Raw genomic sequence first — 15,605 nt, 5'->3', positions numbered from 1 at the left:
CGGTTGTGGTGCGACGTGCTACGGACAGCCGGTCAGGAACCGTCCGCCCCCTTCGTGTGCAGCGGCGACATCAGCGTCGAGACGATGCTCGACATGAAGTCGCCCGACTTGGTGCCCGGTTCGATCACCGTGGTGGGCCCCTTCTTGCTCCAGAAGGTCTCGGGCCGGGACTGGAGCAGGATGATGTTGTCGCCCTCGGGCAGGTCGAGGTCGACTGCCCACTCGATGTCCTGCGGGCAGCCGTAGTGGCGCTCTGCCGTCTTGGCGAGCTTGGTGATGGCCTTGATCTCGGTGTCGGTCAGGCACGGCGCCGACGCCCGCTCGGGCGTCGTCTCGACCTTCTCCACCGTGTCGTGGTCGGTGAGCACGTACTCGTGCGACTTCTCGCTCACGATGCGCTTGGTGATGTCGAGCATGACCTTGTCGACGCGGTAGTTGTCGGGCGTGACCTCGCCGGCCACGACCGCCTCGCCGAACCCCCACGCGGCGTCGATGGCCACCTGCGAGCGGTCGCCGTTGGTCGGGTCGAGCGTGAAGGCCACGCCGGCCGCCTTCGGCGTCACCATCTTCTGGATGACCACGCACATCTCGACCGTGCGGTGGTCGTAGCCCATCTCCACGCGGTAGCAGGTGGCGCGGTCGGTGAACAGGCTGGCCCAGCAGCGGCGTACGGCGTCGATGACGTCCTCGGCGCCGCGCACCCACAGGTACGTGTCGTGCTCGCCGGCGAACGACGCGTCGGGCGAGTCCTCCGACGTCGCCGACGACCGCACCGCGACCGGCACGTCCTTCATGCCGAACCGGGCGCCGAGCTCGAGGTAGGCACCCCGGATCTGCAGCTCGATGCCCTCCGGGATCGGCATCGTGGCGATGGCCTGACGGATCTTCGCGCAGCGCTCGGAGACCATGTCGGTGTTCGACGTGTCGAGGCCGTGCAGGAGACGTGCGATCTGCGCGTCGAGGTCCGACTCGTCACGGGCACGTCGGTACGACGAGGTCGTGATCGCGAAGCCGGGGGGCACCGGGAGCCCGGCACCCGTCATCTCGCCGAGGCTGGCCGCCTTGCCGCCGACCTCGCTCTTCATGCCGGCCCAGTAGCTCTCGAACCAGGTGATGGTCGTCATCAGATCCCCTCGGCGACGTCGGCCGCGGTAGCGGTGCCGGTCCACCAGTTGGGCAGTGCCTCGAGATCGGGCACGTGCACCTCCTGGACGCGGTTGCGGTAGAGCACGAGCGCCGTGACTCCGCCGTCGATGAGGCGGACGCGCACGAACTCGGTGTTGAACGGCTCGCCCGGGTCGTAGCCCATCGCCCAGGTGGCGAAGGCGCGGATCGGGCCGGAGTGGGTGGCGACGACGACGGAGTTGCCCGGCGTCTCGTTGTGGATCCGCAGCAGGCCGGCCCAGAACCGGCGAACGCAGGAGATCGGCGGCTCGAAGTGCATGAGCGGCATGGTCAGCCAGTGGGTGATCGGGTCTCCGCCGGCGTTCTGGATCTTCCAGAAACGGTCGATCTCCACGAGCCAGCCCGGGCGCTCCCCCATCGAGACCCGCTCGTACGCCTCTATCTCCTTGGCGTAGAGCCGGAACGCCGAGGTCACGTCGCGCAGGCCCTCGGGCGTCGACACGGCGAAGTTCTGGAACTCGCGGTAGCCGACGATGTCGCCGACCGTGGCCTCGCGACCGAACAGCTGCATGCCGTCGAGCAACCCGCGCCGGATGTGCTCGGCGGTCTGGCGGGCCCGGTTGGTCTCGGCGCAGGCGAGCCGCACGGTGTGGCCGTTCATCACGCGACGGGCGAGCTCCTGCCCGCGACGGTGCGCCTGCCACGAGCCCAGCGGTGTGAGGCCCGACTCCGAGCTGTAGCCCTGCGTCTCGCCGTGGCGCACGAAGTAGATGTCGGTCGTGGCCTGAGCCGCCTGCTCGCGGCGCTCGGGCACGATCTCCTTCGTGCGGGTGACCTCGGCCCAGCCGCGCGTGGTGTTGAGCTCCTGGCCCTCGTACGTGGGGACCGGGGTCTCGAACGGGTCGGTCGACTCGCGGCGCTCGCGGAACCGGCGCAGGTAGAGCGGCGTGCTCTCGTCCTCCGCCTCCTCGCGGGTCACCGTGCGAGCGGTGCGCTCGAGGTAGCGGCTGAGGTACGCCGGCGCGTCGGGCCGCTCGGTGCGCGGGAAGGCCGAGCCGGTGGTCGGCTCCTGCACGGCGGTCATGTGTGCACCGTCAGGAACTTCTGGTTGACGACTCCGTCGTACCAGAACAGGGCTCGACCCATCTCCGCCTCGGTCCAGATCGTGGGCTCGTTGTCGGGGTCGACCCAGTAGCCGCCCGTGAAGACCTCGTTGCGGTTGCCGACGGGGTCGAAGAAGTAGAGGCAGTGGCCGCGCGTCGCCCCGTGGCGCGTCGGGTTCGTCTCGATCCGGACGCCGTGGTAAGCGCAGACGTCCGCCGCGTCGCGCAGCGCCGTCCAGTCCTCCACCGCCCACGCGAAGTGGTGCAGGCCGCCGTTGGAGCCGGTGACCAACGCGATGTCGTGGCTGGCGTGCGAGACCTCGAGCCACGTGGCGATGCGGAAGCCGTCGTCGCCGACGACCTGCTCGGTGACGCGGAAGCCCAGCACGTCGACGAAGAAGTCGGTCATGCCGCCGACGTCCTCGGCCGTCAGGAAGATGTGGTCGATGCGCGGGGGTGCGATGCCCGGAAGGCCCAGCGGCTTGGGCGGCGGGTTGGTGAGGGGCAGGAGGTTGCCCACCTGCTGCATGCCGTGCACGAGCTCCATCGAGTGGCCGCTCGGCAGGGTGAAGCGGATCGCCTCGCCGTGGCCCGGCGCCCACTCGTCGGGGCCGTAGCGGACGACGTCGACGCCGGCCTCCTTGAGGCGCGCGGCGTACAGGTCGAGGTCCTCGAGCTCGGTGACCTTGAACCCGAAGTGGTTGAGGCCGTGCGTCGGCTCCCAGGTGAGCACCACCGAGTGGTGCTGGTGCTCGTCCCACCCCTTGAGGAAGACCCGCTCGCTCTCGCGCGCGGTCTCGATGAGGCCGACGACCTCGCAGTAGTACGCCGTTGCCAGCTCGAGGTCGGGCACGCGGACCTCGACGTGGCTGAGTCGCAGGATGGTCATCAGGTGTGCACCTTCATGAAGCGCTCGTTGAGCTCGCCCTCGTAGTAGAAGACGGCTCGGCCGATGTTGTCCTCGGTCCAGGTGATCGTCGGGAAGTCGGGGTCGGGGCGGTAGCCGCCCGTGAAGACCTCGTTGCGGGTGCCGAGCGGGTCGAAGAAGTAGATCGTGCTGCCTCGCGTCACGCCGTGTCGCGTCGGGCCCACGTCGATCTGGATGCCGTTGTAGGCCAGCGTGTCGGCGGCCTTGCGGACCGACTCCCAGTCGTCGAGCCAGAACGCGAAGTGGTGGAGGCCGCCGTTGGGGCCGGACACGATCGCGAGGTCGTGCGGCGAGAACGACCGCTCCATCCAGGTGCCGATCTGGTGGCCGTTGCCGTCGAGCAGCTGCTCGGTGACCCGGAAGCCGAGGACGCTCGTGTAGAACGTCGTGGCCTCGCCGACCTCCTCGGCCGTGACCAGCAGGTGGTCCATGCGCGGCGGGGCGATGCCGGGGACGCCCGTCACGAACGGCGCCGGGTTGATCTTCGGCAGGAGCCCGCCGACCTTCTCGACGTCGTGGACCAGCTCCATCGTCTGGCCCGACGGCGTCTCGAACCGGATCGACTCGCCCTGGCCGACCGACTCGCCCTTGGAGATCCGCTGCACGGGGAAGCCGTAGCGGTTCACGGCCTTCTCGAGGTCGGCGAGATCGTCCTCGCGCTCGACCTTGAAGGCCATCAGGTCGAGGCCGACCCGGGGTGCGTAGACGAGGCGCAGGGAGTGGTGGTCCACCTCGTCCCAGCACTTCAGGTAGACCGAGTCGGCGTCACGCTCGACGACGATCATGCCCATCACTTCGGTGTAGTAGGCCGTCGCGAGGTCGAGGTCGGTGACCGTCACGTCGACGTGGCCGAGCCGCAGGATGCCCATGGCCGGGAAGGTAGGCGTTGCTGTCCCGCACAGTGGACCGATGTGCCGCCATGCGGGACAGGATCGGCGTACCTTCCTCGCCATGAGCGCAGACCCCGGACAGATGCGGGAGGCGATGGCCTCGTTCGTGGCCGCGCTGCACGGCGCCTACCTCGACCAGGCCCGGCACCTGGCCGTGGGCGAGCAGGCCGGTCTCCCCCTGCTGCGCGGCAGCCACCTGACCGTGCTCGCCGTGGGTGTCCGGCACCTGCACGTGCTCGCCACGACGAGCCCGCTGCCGGCCCCGCACGGCCCCGAGGTCGAGATCGCCGACGAGGTCGACGGCCTCACCTGGACCCTGCGCTTCTTCGACCCGGTCGTCGCGCCCGGGCTCGGCGGCATCGACGAGTCGGACGGCCCCCGACCCGAGGAGGTGCGCCAGGTGCTCGGCGTCCCGGACGTGGTCTACCACCTGTCGGTCTCCCCCGGCGGCGGCCTCACGCCGCACCACGCGCAGCACGCGGGCACGGGGCTCGCCAACCAGCACGCCGCCGTGTTCCGCGACCACGACACGATCAGGGCCCATGCCGGGTCGCGGGCGACGCTCGCCGAGGAGTACGCCGTGGCGGACCGCGTCGGGCTGCACCAGACGGTGCGCTTCCTCGCCCAGCAGCTCGCCCCCCACGACGCCTCGCTCGCCGCGGTGTGCGCGGACCCCGCCGCCGACGACTCCGCCGTGCGGCGCGCGCTCGTAGCGGCCCTGCGCGCGCCCGCCGAGGTGCGCTGACGTGTCGGACCGCGACCTCCGCCCCGTGGGCGACACCCAGGTCCTCGCCAGCGTGAGCAACGCCGCACGCCTGCTCAAGGAGTTCGGCAAGGGCGACCGCGAGATCGGAGTCAGCGAGCTGTCGCGCCGGCTGGGCCTCGGCAAGAGCACGACCCACCGGCTCCTGCACACGCTGACCGTCGAGAAGCTCCTCGAGCAGGATGCCGAGACCGGCTCCTACCGCCTCGCCCTCACGATGCACGAGCTCGGCACCAGCGTGCAGTCGGCGATCGACCTGCACTCAGCGGCCAACCCCGTGATCGAGCAGCTGCGCAACATCACCAAGGAGACCGTGCAGATCGCGGTGCTCGACGGCCGGCACGTCGTGTACGTCGAGCGCCGGGAGAGCCCGCAGACGATCCGGCTGTTCGGTCGCGTCGGCCACCGCAACGACGCCCACGCGACGTCGACCGGCAAGGTGCTGCTCGCCCACCTGCCCGCCGAGGAGCTCGACGCGCTGCTGGCCGGCTGGCGGCTGCCGCGCAAGACGCAGTACACGATCTCGGACCAGGCCACGCTGCGCGCCCAGCTCCTCGTCGTCCGCTCCCAGGGCTGGGCCGAGAACGTGAACGAGTCCGAGGTCGGCGTCGCCTCGATCGCCGCCCCGATCCGCGACACGCGCGGAACGGTCGTCGCCGCCCTGTCGATCGCCGGGCCGCTCACCCGCATGGAGGGCGCGACCCTGCGCCGCTACGTCCGCCCCGTCACCGAGGCGGCTGCCGCCATCAGCCGCCGCATGGGTTTCGCCGAGGCACCCGCCCGCAAGGAAGGATCGCGATGACCCTCACGTCCGAGCGCGCCGACGAGCTCGCCGCCGCGCTCTACGAGGCACGCCGCACGCGGGTGCCGGTGCCGCCGCTCACCGACGGCGACCCGACGCTGACGCTCGAGGACGCCTACCTCGTGCAGCAGGGCGTCGTGCGGCGCTACCTCGACGACGGCGACCGCGTCGTCGGCTACAAGCTCGGGCTCACGAGCAAGCCGATGCAGCAGATGCTCGGCGTCGACTCCCCCGACTTCGCGCCGGTGATGGCCTCGCACGTCCTCGACGACGGTGCCGCGGTGCCTCTCACGGACTTCATCGCGCCGAAGCTGGAGGCGGAGATCGCCCTCGTGCTGGGCGCCGACCTCTCCGGGCCCGACTGCACCCCGCTGGACGTGCAGCGCGCGGTCGAGGGCGTCGTCGCCTCGATCGAGCTCGTCGACAGCCGCGTGGCCGACTGGCGCATCAAGCTCGTCGACACGGTCTCGGACATGGCGAGCAGCGGCGCGATCGTGATCGGCGGGGGCTCGACCCCCGTGGCCGACGTCGACCTGCGCACGCTCGGCATGGTCTTCACCCGCGACGGCGAGGTCATCGCCACCGGTGCCGGCGCCGCAGCCCTGGGAAACCCCGCGGCCGCCGTCGCCTGGCTCGTCCGCACGCTCCACCCGTTCGGCGCCTCGCTGCCCGCAGGCTCGATCGTCATGACCGGTGCGCTGCACGCCGCCGTCCCGGTCGCCGCTCGCGAGACGTACCGGGCCGAGTTCGACCGGCTCGGCTCGGTCTCAGTCCGGATCGTCTGAAGGGATCATCGTGGGACTCCCCGTCGCCATCATCGGGTCCGGCAACATCGGCACCGACCTCATGTACAAGCTCGAGCGGTCACCCTCGCTCGACCTCGTGGCGCTCATCGGCATCGACCCCGAGAGCGACGGCCTCTCGCGGGCACGCGAGCGCGGCTACGAGGCGCCGAGCAACGGCATCGACTGGGTGCGCGAGAACCCGGACGCCGTGCGCATGGTCTTCGACGCGACCAGCGCCTACGCCCACGTGCGGCACGCCAAGGTGCTCGAGGAGCTCGGCATCCGGGCGGTCGACCTCACGCCGGCCGCCCGCGGGCCGAAGGTCATCGCCGCGGTCAACCTCGAGGAGCACCTCGACGCGATCAACGTCAACATGGTCACCTGCGGGGGCCAGGCGACGACCCCGATGGTCGCCGCCGTCAGCCGCGTCACGCGCGTGCCGTACGCCGAGATGGTGTCGGCCGTGTCCTCGAAGTCGGCCGGTCCGGGCACCCGGGCCAACATCGACGAGTTCACCCGCACCACGCGCCAGGCCCTGGTCGAGGTGGGCGGCGCCGAGATCGGCAAGGCCATCATCGTGCTCAACCCGGCCGAGCCGCCGATCCTGATGCGCAACACCGTGTTCTGCGCCCTGCCGGACGGCACCGACCACGACGCCGTGGTCGAGTCGATCGTGCAGATGGTGGCCGACGTCGCGAAGTACGTGCCGGGCTACCGCCTCAAGTCCCCGCCCCTCATCGAGGAGGGCCCCTTCAACACCCCGGGCGGCGTCGTGCCGTTCCGGTCGGTCGTCCTCCTCGAGGTGGAGGGCGCCGGCGACTACCTGCCGACGTACGCCGGCAACCTCGACATCATGACCGCTGCCGCGGTCCGGGTCGGCGAGGCAATCGCCACGCACCAGGAGGTCTCGGCGTGACCGCCGTAATCGACACGGACTCGCCCACGGGCACCGAGGTGAAGCGCGACTTCCGCCTCATCGACTCGACCCTGCGCGACGGCTCGCACGCCATCTCGCACCAGTACACCGAGGACCAGGTTGTCGCGGTCGTCAAGGGCCTCGACGCCGCCGGCGTGCAGGTGATCGAGGTGACGCACGGCGACGGCCTCGGCGGCTCGTCGTTCAACTACGGCTTCAGCAAGGTCGACGAGATGAAGCTTGTCGAGGCGGCCGTCAACGCCACGACCAACGCCGACATCGCCGTGCTGCTCGTGCCCGGCATCGGCACGGTGGACGAGCTGCGGCGGGTGCGCGACCTCGGCGTCAACGTCGTCCGCATCGCGGTGCACTGCACCGAGGCCGACATCACCGAGCAGCACATCAAGATCGCCAAGGAGCTCGGGATGGAGGCCATCGGCTTCCTGATGATGAGCCACATGAACACGCCGCAGGGCCTCCTGCAGCAGGCGAAGCTGCTCGAGGGCTACGGCGCCGACACGGTCTACATCGCCGACTCGGCCGGCGCGATGACCACCAACGAGGTGCGCGCACGCGTGGCCGAGATCGTGGGCGGCATCGACGTCCCGCTCGGCGTGCACGCGCACCAGAACCTCTCCCTCGCGGTCGCGAACTCGATCGCGGCGTACGAGGAGGGCGCGCGCAACCTCGACGGAACGAGCGCCGGGCTCGGCGCGGGCGCCGGCAACTGCCCCACCGAGATCCTGGCCGCGGTCTGCGAGAAGAACGGGATCGTGAGCGGCGTGAACCCGCTCATGCTCATGGACCTGGCCGAGGAGGTCACCCGGCCGCTCATGCCGCGCCAGCAGGTGGTCGACCGCGCGGGCCTGCTGCTCGGCTACGCCGGCGTGTACGGCTCGTTCCTGCTGCACGCCGAGCGCGCCGCCGAGCGGTACGGCGTCCCTCAGGCCGAGATCCTGCTCGAGCTGGGCAGGCGCAAGGTGGTCGGCGGCCAGGAGGACATGATCATCGACGTCGCCGTCGAGCTCGCCCGCAAGCACGCCGAGGCCGAGGGGAGGACCGCATGAGCGACGAGATCGAGTCCTTCGTCGGGACGCTGCTGGAGGCCGTGCGGACTCGCACGGCGACGACCCCGTTCACCGACACGCGCGACCTCGACGAGGCCACGGCGCTGCAGGTGCAGGACGCGGTGGTCCGGGCGCGGATCGAGGCGGGCAACCCGCTCATGGGCGCCAAGCTCGGGCTGACGAGCAAGGCGAAGATGACGCAGATGAAGGTGGACCGGCCGCTGTACGGGTGGCTGACCAGCGACATGCAGGTCGACGCCGGTCAGACGGTGCGCTGCGCGGACTACATCCAGCCACGGGTGGAGCCCGAGATCGCGTTCCTGCTCGGACGCGACCTCGAGGGCCCGCACGTCGCGGCCACGCACGTGCTGGCGGCCACCGAGGCGGTGTTCGGGGCGATCGACATCCTCGACTCCCGGTACGCCGGGTACGCGTTCACCTTCAACGACGTCGTCGCCGACAACGCGTCGTCGGCCGGGTTCGTGCTCGGCGGAACGCCGCTGGACCCGTACGGCATCGACCTGCGCCTGACCGGGTGCGTCCTGCAGAAGAACGGCGAGCTCGTCTCGACCGCTGCAGGCGCGTCGGTGATGGGGCACCCTGCCGCCGCCGTGGCCTGGCTGGTGCGGGCGCTCGCCGCCCGCGGCATGGGCCTGCAGGCCGGGCAGGTCGTGATGGCCGGCGGGATGACCGAGGCGATCCCGGTCGCCCCCGGCGACAGCGTCGTCGCCTCGTTCGACCGCCTCGGGTCGGTGGAGATCGCGTTCCGGTGAGGAGACAGTCATGCCGCTGATCCAGGTGACGATGGTGCAGGGCCGCACCGTCGAGCAGAAGCACGCCCTCATCGCGAAGCTCACCGACGCCATGCACGAGGCGGTCGGCACGCCGAAGGACCGCATCCGCGTCGCGATCTACGAGATCACCGCCGACGAGTGGGGCATCGGCGGCGAGCCCTTCGCCACCGTCCGCGGCACCGACCCCAACGCCGCCTCCCCTCCCCCTGCCTGATCTCACCCGCCCAGGACGGACAGCGCCCGTGACGGGCAGGTTCTGCCCTTTCCTCCCCGAGGAGCCGCCGTGACCCGCACCCTCACCGTGCCGCTGGCCGACGTCGAGCGGCACGGCCGCCTGCGCGTCGAGACCGAGGCGTGCCCGGTGCTCGTGGCGCTCGTCGAGGGGACGCCGTACGCCGTGGAGGACGCGTGCCGCCACCGCCAGGCATCGCTGGCGACCGGCGTGATCCGCGACGGCGTGGTCACATGCCCGTCGCACCTGTTCCAGTACGACCTGCGCACCGGCGCGCGGCACGACCGCGAGGGCGAAGGGCTGCCGGCGTACCCCGCCCGCCTGGTCGGCGACGTCGTCGAGGTCGACCTGCCGGAGCCGGTCGCGCAGCCGAGCCTGCGCGAGATCCTGCTCGCGTCTGCGCGCGCGGGGCGTGGTTGAGGAAGGAACACGCCCCTGGAGGGCGTCTTTCGTCCTGTGCGGGTGACATCGAGAGGGAGTGGCCGTGAGCGAGATCGACGTGGTGCTGTGGGACATCGGGCAGGTGCTGTACCAGAGCCCGTTCGAGCGGTTCGGCGAGCTCGAGGAGCGCACCGGCATGCCCGAGGGCACCCTTCCCCGAGGGCCGTTCGTGCCCGAGGGCGACGCCGAGTACGACCGCGTCGACAGCGGCGAGCGGGACGAGCCCGAGTACTGGCGCGACATCGAGGCGCTCGCCCGCGAGACCGTCCCCGGGCTGCACCTGTACGACGCGCTCCGCGAGCTCGGCTGGGAGGGAAAGGGCCGACCGGTCGTGGTCGGGCTGCTCGCCGACATCCCGAGCCGGTACCGGCAGGCCGTGCTCACCAACGACGCCACCAAGTTCCTCGGCGAGGGCTGGAAGGCGTCCTGGGAGTACGCCCACTACTTCGAGCGCATCGTCGACTCCCTCGACATCGGCGTCCGCAAGCCCGATCCCGCGTCGTACGCGGCTGCGGTCGACCTGCTCGGCGCCGAGGCCTCGCGGGTGCTGTTCGTGGACGACCTCACCGCGAACGTCGAGGGCGCCCGTGCCGCCGGCCTGCAGGCGTTCCGGTTCGACACCACCGACCCAGCCGCCTCGGTCGCGGGACTGCGGGCCCTGCTCGGGCTCTGAGCCCGCGACGGGCATGAAACCGGGGTGCCGGACGTTGCCTCCGAGAGCGCGCGGGACGTTCCGTGCACACGATCGGACAGGACGACGATGAGCGACGTGGTCGAGCTCGGCATCGACACCTTCGGTGACACCACCGTGCGCGAGGACGGCACGTACGTGCCCCTGCCGCAGGTGATCCGCGACGTCGTCGAGGAGGGGGTTCTCGCCGACGAGGTGGGCATCGACTTCATCGGCGTCGGCGAGCACCACCGCCCCGACTTCGCGGTCAGCGCGCCCGACGTCGTGCTCACGGCCATCGCCGCCCGGACGCAGCGCATCCGGCTCGGCTCGGCGGTCACGGTGCTCTCGAGCGACGACCCGATCCGCGTCTTCCAGCGGTTCGCCACCCTCGACGCCATCTCTCACGGCCGCGCCGAGGTGATCCTGGGCCGTGGCTCGTTCATCGAGTCGTTCCCCCTCTTCGGCTTCGACCTCGGGGAGTACGAGGAGCTGTTCAGCGACAAGCTCGACCTCTTCGCCCGGCTGCTCGCCGAGCAGCCGGTGACCTGGTCCGGCAGCACCCGCCCGCCGTTGACCGATCAGCGCGTCTACCCCACCACCGAGAACGGCCTGCGCGCGTGGATCGGCGTGGGCGGCAGCCCCGAGTCGGTCGTCCGCGCGGCGCGGTACGACCTCCCGCTGGTGCTCGCGATCATCGGCGGCCCGGCCGAGCGGTTCGTGCCCTTCGCCGACCTCTACCGCCGGGCGCTCGCCGAGCTCGGCCGTCCCGAGCTGCCGATCGCCGTGCACTCCCCCGGCCACGTGGCCGACTCCGACGAGCAGGCGCGCGAGCAGATCTGGCCGCACTACAAGGCCATGCACGACCGCATCGGCGCCGAGCGGGGCTGGGGCCCGACCAACCGCGCCCAGTTCGAGGCGCAGGCCGGGCCCCAGGGCGCGCTGTACGTCGGAGCGCCCGAGACGGTCGCCACGAAGATCGCGGCCACCGTGCGCCTGCTGGGCCTGAGCCGGTTCGACATGAAGTACTCGTCCGGCCCGCTGCCGCACCAGCACCTCATGCGCAGCATCGAGCTGTACGGCACGAAGGTCATGCCGCTCGTGCGCGACATGCTGAGCTGATCGAGCCGCCGCGCATCAGTGATCGCGGGGGCGGAGAATTGCCGTATGGGTACCGGCCGCGGACCCGCGGTCCGCACGTCGGCGCTGTCCAAGTTCTACGGACGGCACGTCGGCGTCGTCCACCTCGACCTCGAGGTCGACGAGGGCGAGGTGTACGGCCTGCTCGGACCCAACGGCGCCGGAAAGACCACCACGATCCGCACCCTGCTCGGTCTCATCCGCCCCACGTCAGGCTCGGCCGAGGTCCTCGGGCTGCCTCTCTCCCGCGGCGTGGAGATCCGCCGCAGCACCGGCTACCTGCCCGGCGACCTGGCCCTGTACGACCGGATGACGGCCGCCGCCCTCCTCGAACACCTCGCGCGGCTGCGCGGCGGCCTCGACCGCGGCCGCATGCGCGCGCTCGCCGAGCGTCTCGACCTCGACCTCGACCGCCGGGTCCGCGAGCTCTCACGCGGGAACAGGCAGAAGGTCGGCGTCGTGCAGGCCTTCCTGCACCGCCCCCGGCTGCTCGTCCTGGACGAGCCGACCTCGGGCCTCGACCCGCTCGTGCAGCAGGAGTTCCAGGCCCTGGTGCGCGAGTCGCAGGACCAGGGTGCGACGGTCCTGCTCTCGTCCCACGTCCTCGCCGAGGTGCAGCACCTCGCCGACCGGGTAGCGATCATGGATCGGGGCCGCCTCGTCGTGGTCGACACGGTCGACGGGCTGCGGGAGAAGGCCACCAAGCAGGTGGAGCTCGACTTCGCCTGCGACCCCCCGCCCGCCCTGTCCTCGGCACCGGGTGTGCGCGAGGTCCGGGTGCACGGCCGTACGGCCGTGTGCACCGTGGTCGGGCCCGTCGGCGGCCTCGTCAGCGCGGCCTCGGCGTACGGCCTCGTGGACGTGCACACCCACGACCCCGATCTCGAGGACGCCTTCTTCGGATACCTGGGAGGTGCCGATCATGTCGACGCGTGAGGCGCTCACGTCGACGGCCGAGCAGCTGGTCGCCCCCGCGCCCGGGCCGGGCCGCCAGGCGCTGCTGATCGCCCAGCGCGCCCTCGCCGAGCGCTCGCGCTCCCTTGTCGTCTGGTCCGTCGGAGTTGCGGCCATCACGGCCGTGCAGCTCGCCGTCTATCCCTCGATCGCCACGACCGCCGCCGGCTGGCAGCAGATGCTCGATGCGTGGCCCGAGGCCTTCCGTGCCGCCTTCGACCTCGACGCCTACACGACCGGTCCGGGGTTCCTCAACGCCGAGCTGTTCAGCATGATCGTGCCCCTCGTGCTCGTCGCCGTCGCCCTCGGCAGCGCCGCCGCGGCGACCGCCGCCGAGGAGGAGCGCGGCACGGCGGACCTGCTCCTTGCGCTCCCCGTCGCCCGCACCACGGTGCTGCTCGCCAAGGCCCTGGCGATGGTCGTCTCCGTCGTGGCCGTCGCCGCTGTCGCCGCAGTCACGGTGGCCGTGGGCGCTCCACTCGTCGACCTCGACGTGTCCACCGCCGGCATCCTTGCCGGGTGCGCCATGGTGACGCTGCTGGCCCTGCTCGTCGGGGCGGCCGGTCTGGTGCTCGGCGCGCTCACAGGCCATCGGGCAGCGGTGCTCGGCGGCGGGATCGGTCTCGCCCTCACGGCTTTCCTCGTCGATGCGCTCGCCCCCATGGCCGACTGGCTGGAGCCCTGGCAGGACGCCTCGCCCTTCGCCTGGGCCCTGCGCTCGGATCCGCTGACGTCGGGGTTCGCCGTGCTGGACGCCCTGCTCCTGGCTTCGGTGGCGCTCGTGCTCACCGGTGCCGCCGTCGCGGTCTACCGGCGTCGCGACATCGACTCACGCTGAGGCGGACCGTGGGCACCGAGCCGCCCGCGCCTGTCCAGGCTCAGGCGTCGATGCGTGCCCGGTCGAGGCTCTGCGCGCCCTCGACGATGAACTCCTTGCGCGGGGCGACGTCCGTGCCCATGAGGAGGTCGAAGACCTCGAGCGCGGCGTCGGTCTCCGAGATGGTGATGCGGCGCAGGGTGCGCGACGCGGGGTCCATGGTGGTCTCACGCAGCTGCGAGGCGTCCATCTCGCCGAGGCCCTTGTAGCGCTGCGGCGTCTTGAACGACCGGCCCTTGGACGTGAGGTCGGCGAGCATCGCGCGGTACTCCTCCTCGGAGTACGTGTAGACGACGTCGTTCTTCTTCGTGCCCGGGTTGGTGATCTCGAACCGGTGCAGCGGCGGGACTGCGGCGTAGACGCGGCCATCCTCGAGCAGCGGCCGCATGTAGCGGTGCACGAGCGTGAGCAGCAGGCAGCGGATGTGGGCGCCGTCGACGTCGGCGTCGGACATCACGATCACCTTGCCGTAGCGCGCCTGGGCGAGGTCGAACGTGCGGCCGGAGCCCGCGCCGATCACCTGGATGATCGCGGCGCACTCGGTGTTCTTCAGCATGTCGGCGACGGACGCCTTCTGGGTGTTCAGGATCTTGCCGCGGATCGGAAGCAGCGCCTGGTACTCGGCGCTGCGCGCGAGCTTGGCGGTGCCGAGCGCGGAGTCGCCCTCGACGATGAACAGCTCGCTGCGCTCGACGTCGTCGCTGCGGCAGTCGGCCAGCTTCGCGGGCAGCGCGGAGGACTCGAGCGCGTTCTTGCGGCGCTGCACGTCGCGGTGGGTGCGAGCGGCGATCCGGGCACGGGAGGCGTTGGCGATCTTGTCGAGCACCGCCTTGGTGGCGGCCTTGTCGCCGCGCGGCGGCGAGGTGAACCAGGCGGTGAGCTCCTTGGCCACGACGTGGGACACGATGCGGGTGGCCGCCGGTGTGCCGAGGACCTCCTTGGTCTGGCCCTCGAACTGCGGCTCGGCGAGGCGCACCGTCACGATGGCGGTGAGGCCCTCGGCGATGTCCTCCTTGGTCACGTTGTCCTCGGACGCCTTGAGCACCTTCTGGCCGCGCAGGACGTCGTTGACCGTCTTGGTGAGCGCGCGGTCGAAGCCGCTCACGTGCGTGCCGCCCTTGGGCGTCGCGATGATGTTGACGTAGCTGCGGACGTCGGTGTCGTACCCGGTGCCCCAGCGCATGGCGACGTCGACGCCGAGCTCGCGCTCGACCTCCTGCGACGACATGTGCCCCTTGCCGTCGAGCACCGGCACGGTCTCCTTGAAGTGCCCGGCGCCCTTGAGGCGCAGCACACCGGTGACCGCCTCGTCCTGCGACAGGAACTCGACGTACTCCGTGATGCCGCCCTTGAAGACGTAGGTCTCCTCGGACACCTCGTCGGTGCGCTCGTCACGGATGACCAGGGTGAGCCCGGGCACGAGGAACGCGGTCTGGCGCGCCCGGGCCCGCAGGGCCTCGACGTCGAACTCGGCGTCCTTGGTGAAGATCTGCCGGTCGGCCCAGTAGCGCACCCGGGTGCCAGTGACACCCTTCTTTGCCTTCCCGGCGATCACGAGGCCGGACTTCTTCGTGAACTCGGCGTCGGGGCCGTCGCCCTCGAACAGGCCCGGCACGCCGCGCTTGAACGACATGGTGTGGATCTTGGAGTCGCGGTCGACCTCGATGTCGAGGCGCTCGGACAGCGCGTTGACCACCGACGCGCCGACGCCGTGCAGGCCGCCCGACGCGGTGTACGACCCGCCGCCGAACTTGCCGCCGGCGTGCAGCTTGGTCATGACGACCTCGACACCGGTGAGCCGGGTCTTCGGCTCGACGTCGACGGGGATGCCGCGACCGTCGTCGCGGACCTCGACCGAGCCGTCGGAGTGCAGCACGACGTCGATGAGGTGGCAGTGGCCGGCCAGAGCCTCGTCGACCGCGTTGTCGATGATCTCCCAGAGGCAGTGCATGAGGCCGCGGCCGTCCGTGGACCCGATGTACATGCCCGGTCGCTTGCGGACGGCGTCGAGCCCCTCGAGCACGGACAGGTGCTTGGCGGAGTACCCGGAGCCTGCGGACGTCCGTGGGGCGCGACGGGCGACGGGCTCGGCGGTCATGGTGCGCGGATCTCCTGGCG

17 protein-coding genes are annotated in these 15,605 nt (G+C 71.2%); 12 read left to right on the top strand and 5 right to left on the bottom strand.

Translation table 11 applies throughout. The annotated features are described in order from the left end of the window. Positions 1–32: 32 nt before the first annotated feature. From ACFQGU_RS10060 to ACFQGU_RS10045, 4 genes are read right to left on the bottom strand one after another with little or no spacing between them, the layout of a single operon-like run. On the bottom strand, positions 33–1,124 hold the full coding sequence (locus tag ACFQGU_RS10060) for a PEP/pyruvate-binding domain-containing protein (protein ID WP_386766245.1): 1,092 nt from the start codon (positions 1,122–1,124) through the stop codon (positions 33–35). Further along, a complete protein-coding gene (locus tag ACFQGU_RS10055) occupies positions 1,124–2,209 on the bottom strand; it encodes a histidine phosphatase family protein (RefSeq protein ID WP_386766243.1) in 1,086 nt (361 codons plus the stop codon). Before ACFQGU_RS10055 ends, ACFQGU_RS10060 begins: the two co-directional genes overlap by 1 nt. Continuing rightward, positions 2,206–3,117, bottom strand: a complete 912-nt coding sequence (locus ACFQGU_RS10050) for a catechol 2,3-dioxygenase (RefSeq protein ID WP_386766241.1) — start codon at positions 3,115–3,117, stop codon at positions 2,206–2,208. Before ACFQGU_RS10050 ends, ACFQGU_RS10055 begins: the two co-directional genes overlap by 4 nt. Next, positions 3,117–4,025 carry a catechol 2,3-dioxygenase gene (locus ACFQGU_RS10045; RefSeq protein WP_386766239.1) on the bottom strand — a complete coding sequence of 303 codons (909 nt, stop codon included), beginning with the start codon at positions 4,023–4,025 and terminating at the stop codon, positions 3,117–3,119. Before ACFQGU_RS10045 ends, ACFQGU_RS10050 begins: the two co-directional genes overlap by 1 nt. 82 nt (positions 4,026–4,107) lie before the next feature. Between ACFQGU_RS10045 and ACFQGU_RS10040 the strand changes: the two genes are divergently transcribed. The 12 genes from ACFQGU_RS10040 (at position 4,108) to ACFQGU_RS09985 (ending at position 13,448) form a co-directional block, all read left to right on the top strand. Then, positions 4,108–4,791 (top strand): hypothetical protein, encoded by a 684-nt coding sequence (locus tag ACFQGU_RS10040; RefSeq protein ID WP_386766237.1) that lies wholly within the window; start codon positions 4,108–4,110, stop codon positions 4,789–4,791. A gap of 1 nt (position 4,792) precedes the next feature. Continuing rightward, the gene (locus ACFQGU_RS10035; RefSeq protein WP_386766235.1) at positions 4,793–5,611 is read left to right on the top strand and encodes an IclR family transcriptional regulator; all 819 of its coding nucleotides are present in this window, start codon (positions 4,793–4,795) and stop codon (positions 5,609–5,611) included. After that, positions 5,608–6,396: a 2-keto-4-pentenoate hydratase gene (locus ACFQGU_RS10030; RefSeq protein ID WP_386766233.1), complete on the top strand. Its 789-nt coding sequence runs from the start codon at positions 5,608–5,610 to the stop codon at positions 6,394–6,396. Before ACFQGU_RS10035 ends, ACFQGU_RS10030 begins: the two co-directional genes overlap by 4 nt. A 7-nt stretch (positions 6,397–6,403) precedes the next feature. Beyond that, positions 6,404–7,312 carry an acetaldehyde dehydrogenase (acetylating) gene (locus tag ACFQGU_RS10025; protein ID WP_386768225.1) on the top strand — a complete coding sequence of 303 codons (909 nt, stop codon included), beginning with the start codon at positions 6,404–6,406 and terminating at the stop codon, positions 7,310–7,312. Continuing rightward, positions 7,309–8,379 (top strand): 4-hydroxy-2-oxovalerate aldolase, encoded by a 1,071-nt coding sequence (gene dmpG, locus ACFQGU_RS10020; protein WP_386766231.1) that lies wholly within the window; start codon positions 7,309–7,311, stop codon positions 8,377–8,379. The genes ACFQGU_RS10025 and dmpG overlap by 4 nt, the downstream gene beginning before the upstream one ends. Continuing rightward, on the top strand, positions 8,376–9,152 hold the full coding sequence (locus tag ACFQGU_RS10015) for a 2-keto-4-pentenoate hydratase (protein WP_386766229.1): 777 nt from the start codon (positions 8,376–8,378) through the stop codon (positions 9,150–9,152). The genes dmpG and ACFQGU_RS10015 overlap by 4 nt, the downstream gene beginning before the upstream one ends. Before the next feature lie 10 nt (positions 9,153–9,162). Continuing rightward, positions 9,163–9,387: a 2-hydroxymuconate tautomerase gene (locus ACFQGU_RS10010; protein WP_386766227.1), complete on the top strand. Its 225-nt coding sequence runs from the start codon at positions 9,163–9,165 to the stop codon at positions 9,385–9,387. 69 nt (positions 9,388–9,456) lie between these two features. Beyond that, entirely contained in the window at positions 9,457–9,825 is a 369-nt protein-coding gene (locus ACFQGU_RS10005; RefSeq protein ID WP_386766225.1) for a Rieske (2Fe-2S) protein, read from the top strand. 64 nt (positions 9,826–9,889) lie between these two features. After that, positions 9,890–10,519 carry an HAD-IA family hydrolase gene (locus ACFQGU_RS10000; RefSeq protein WP_386766223.1) on the top strand — a complete coding sequence of 210 codons (630 nt, stop codon included), beginning with the start codon at positions 9,890–9,892 and terminating at the stop codon, positions 10,517–10,519. 87 nt (positions 10,520–10,606) lie between these two features. Then, the gene (locus tag ACFQGU_RS09995) at positions 10,607–11,638 is read left to right on the top strand and encodes an LLM class flavin-dependent oxidoreductase (protein WP_386766221.1); all 1,032 of its coding nucleotides are present in this window, start codon (positions 10,607–10,609) and stop codon (positions 11,636–11,638) included. 45 nt (positions 11,639–11,683) lie between these two features. Continuing rightward, a complete protein-coding gene (locus tag ACFQGU_RS09990) occupies positions 11,684–12,592 on the top strand; it encodes an ABC transporter ATP-binding protein (protein ID WP_386766219.1) in 909 nt (302 codons plus the stop codon). Continuing rightward, on the top strand, positions 12,579–13,448 hold the full coding sequence (locus ACFQGU_RS09985; RefSeq protein ID WP_386766217.1) for an ABC transporter permease subunit: 870 nt from the start codon (positions 12,579–12,581) through the stop codon (positions 13,446–13,448). The genes ACFQGU_RS09990 and ACFQGU_RS09985 overlap by 14 nt, the downstream gene beginning before the upstream one ends. A 40-nt stretch (positions 13,449–13,488) precedes the next feature. On the opposite strand, the gene ACFQGU_RS09980 is transcribed toward ACFQGU_RS09985, so the two are convergent. Then, positions 13,489–15,585, bottom strand: a complete 2,097-nt coding sequence (locus ACFQGU_RS09980; protein WP_386766215.1) for a DNA gyrase/topoisomerase IV subunit B — start codon at positions 15,583–15,585, stop codon at positions 13,489–13,491. Positions 15,586–15,605: the final 20 nt, after the last annotated feature.

Origin of the sequence: Longivirga aurantiaca, assembly GCF_042660085.1 — a bacterium.
Taxonomy (GTDB): domain Bacteria; phylum Actinomycetota; class Actinomycetes; order S36-B12; family CAIYMF01; genus Longivirga; species Longivirga aurantiaca.
This window is presented reverse-complemented; position numbering and strand designations above follow the sequence as displayed.

Coding starts and splice junctions, on each gene's coding strand:
- ACFQGU_RS10010 (WP_386766227.1), top strand. CDS start 9,163: ATGCCGCTGATCCAGGTGACGATGGTGCAGGGCCGCACCGTCGAGCAG.
- ACFQGU_RS10030 (WP_386766233.1), top strand. CDS start 5,608: ATGACCCTCACGTCCGAGCGCGCCGACGAGCTCGCCGCCGCGCTCTAC.
- ACFQGU_RS10040 (WP_386766237.1), top strand. CDS start 4,108: ATGAGCGCAGACCCCGGACAGATGCGGGAGGCGATGGCCTCGTTCGTG.
- ACFQGU_RS09980 (WP_386766215.1), bottom strand. CDS start 15,585: ATGACCGCCGAGCCCGTCGCCCGTCGCGCCCCACGGACGTCCGCAGGC.
- ACFQGU_RS10060 (WP_386766245.1), bottom strand. CDS start 1,124: ATGACGACCATCACCTGGTTCGAGAGCTACTGGGCCGGCATGAAGAGC.
- ACFQGU_RS10015 (WP_386766229.1), top strand. CDS start 8,376: ATGAGCGACGAGATCGAGTCCTTCGTCGGGACGCTGCTGGAGGCCGTG.
- ACFQGU_RS09995 (WP_386766221.1), top strand. CDS start 10,607: ATGAGCGACGTGGTCGAGCTCGGCATCGACACCTTCGGTGACACCACC.
- ACFQGU_RS10045 (WP_386766239.1), bottom strand. CDS start 4,025: ATGGGCATCCTGCGGCTCGGCCACGTCGACGTGACGGTCACCGACCTC.
- ACFQGU_RS10050 (WP_386766241.1), bottom strand. CDS start 3,117: ATGACCATCCTGCGACTCAGCCACGTCGAGGTCCGCGTGCCCGACCTC.
- ACFQGU_RS10055 (WP_386766243.1), bottom strand. CDS start 2,209: ATGACCGCCGTGCAGGAGCCGACCACCGGCTCGGCCTTCCCGCGCACC.
- ACFQGU_RS09985 (WP_386766217.1), top strand. CDS start 12,579: ATGTCGACGCGTGAGGCGCTCACGTCGACGGCCGAGCAGCTGGTCGCC.
- ACFQGU_RS09990 (WP_386766219.1), top strand. CDS start 11,684: ATGGGTACCGGCCGCGGACCCGCGGTCCGCACGTCGGCGCTGTCCAAG.